We start from the raw sequence: 2,024 nt of genomic DNA on the forward strand, positions 1-2,024 counted from the left end.
GTGCTCCACCTCATGTCCTACTCCGCCGGCACCGACCCCCTCGCCGTCGGAGAGGCGAGCTTCGACATCACGGCCAAGCGCGCCCCCCACTTCGGTTTCGGGGGAGGGCGACATCACTGCCTCGGGCACTTCGTCGCCCGCCTCGACATCCGCGAAGCGCTGCAAGCCCTTTCGCAGCGCGTCACCCAGCCGCGATTCTCCGCCCCGCCCAGCCATCGGCCACCGACCGGGAACACCGGCCCGATCGAGCTCCCCGTGAGATTCGTTCCAGCACGCCCGAACTGACGGCAATGGTGACCGGCACGCCGTCTCGCCGGGCGGAGGGCGCGGTCGTCCCCGGCGAGAGGGTGGGGGCGGGAAACCCACCCGCTGATACTTTTAACATAAAACCTCTTGTGTTAGCGGTATCACGGCAGTAGCGTTCTCGCTCATCGATCGGAGTGCGCGTCGTCACACCCCGGTCAAGTCACCCTCACCGAAGGAGCTCACATGACCGAGCAGGAATCCACCGTCGACAGAACCGGATCACACCGAAAGCACCCGGCGTGCATCGCCACAGCGTCGAAGGCGGCCTGACATGACGAACCCCTCCACCCCCACACCAGGCGGCGACCCCACCACGGAGGCGCATCTCGAAACGGGACGTTTGGGCAGGGCCTCACTCGTCTCGTTGTCCCTGGCCTCCTTCTTCCCAGCAGTCGGCATCGCCTTGGTGCCCCTGCTCGTGTTCAGCACCGCCGGCACCAACGCATGGCAGGCGTCACTTCTCTCCACGATCGCCGTCGTCTGCGTCGGGCGAGCAGTCACCGCCTTCGCCCGGCGATACGTCGCCACCGGATCGCTCTACTCCTACATCGGAGAGGTGTTCGGCCCCTGGGCCCGATACCTGACCGCGGCCGCTCTACTCGCCGGGTTCATCGCCGCGATCGGAGCACTCGCCGCCGTCGTCGGGATCTTCGCCGGTAGCTTCTTGCTCTCCCACGGGGTCGATAGCGCCCTGTCCTTCGGGCCGCAACTGGCAATCTTCCTCATCGCTCTCGCGCTCGCCGCCGCGATCGCCTACCGAGGCCTCGACACCTCGGTGTGGATCGCAGTGACCCTCGCCGTGCTGTCGTTCCCCCTCGTCCTGGTCATCACCATCGCCAGCGCCGCCAAGACTGGACTCGATCTCGCGGACCAGTTCAGCCTCAGCGAGTTCAGCCTCAGCGGAACGCTCCAGGGCATGGCAGTCGGTGCGGCCTTCCTGGTCGGCTTCGAATCCTGCACCGCACTCGCCGCGGAGACTCGCAATCCTCGCCGCAACGTTCCTCTCGCGGTCATGTCCGTCCCAGTCCTCCTCGGCGGCCTCTTTCCCCTGGTCACCATTCTCCAGGTCCCGGGACTGCAGGCCGCATCCGCCGAACTGGAGGCCGGAATGTCGGCACCCGCGGCGCTGGCGCTGCATGCCGGACTCGGCTCCGGCGTCGCCACCGCCAGCGATCTGGTCCTCGCGGTCGCCACCTTCGCCGCACTCATCGGCTTCATCAACTACGGTGCGCGATTCGCCATGACCCTCGCCGGCGACGGAATCCTGCCCGCTCCGCTGGGCAAGATCCATCCTCGCCACCACAGCCCCTTCGTCAGCATCGCGGTCATGTCCATCGCCGGATTCGTCCTCGTCGCCGCCCTCGTCTTCACCGCGGGAGATGTGGTGTCGGCGTACTACACGGTCGCACCACTGGTCGTGTACCTGTGGGTGCTTCCGTACGTCCTGATCACCATCGGCGCCATCGTGCTCACCGTCCGCGCGCACGAGTACCGGCCTTTCCTGATCGGTACGTCCGTCTTCGGAGCCGTGGCGACCGCGTGGATGTACATCAACGGGGTGATCAATCCACCGCCCTCGCCGGCGAACGCCATGTCTTGGGTCGTGCTGATCGTCCTCGTCGTCCTCCTCGCCGTCTTCGCGATCACCAAGCGCAGAGCACCGAGCGCCGCGGTAGAAGTCGCACCGCAACCCGCTGCGGTCGAAGAAGTCTGACGAG

1 protein-coding gene and 1 pseudogene are annotated in these 2,024 nt (G+C 66.7%); both read left to right on the top strand.

Features of this window, described 5'->3' with window-relative positions; all coding sequences use genetic code 11:
• A pseudogene (locus AC1DWT_RS51065) lies at positions 1–285 on the top strand (cytochrome P450); the annotation flags it as partial.
• Positions 286–577: 292 nt separating this feature from the next.
• Positions 578–2,020 (top strand): APC family permease, encoded by a 1,443-nt coding sequence (locus AC1DWT_RS51070; RefSeq protein ID WP_206015499.1) that lies wholly within the window; start codon positions 578–580, stop codon positions 2,018–2,020.
• Positions 2,021–2,024: the final 4 nt, after the last annotated feature.

The sequence above is a fragment of the Rhodococcus sp. P4_B6 genome (assembly GCF_056402215.1).

Bases quoted from the DNA above. Each gene is read 5' to 3' on its own strand.
- AC1DWT_RS51070 (WP_206015499.1), top strand. From the start codon at position 578: ATGACGAACCCCTCCACCCCCACACCAGGCGGCGACCCCACCACGGAG.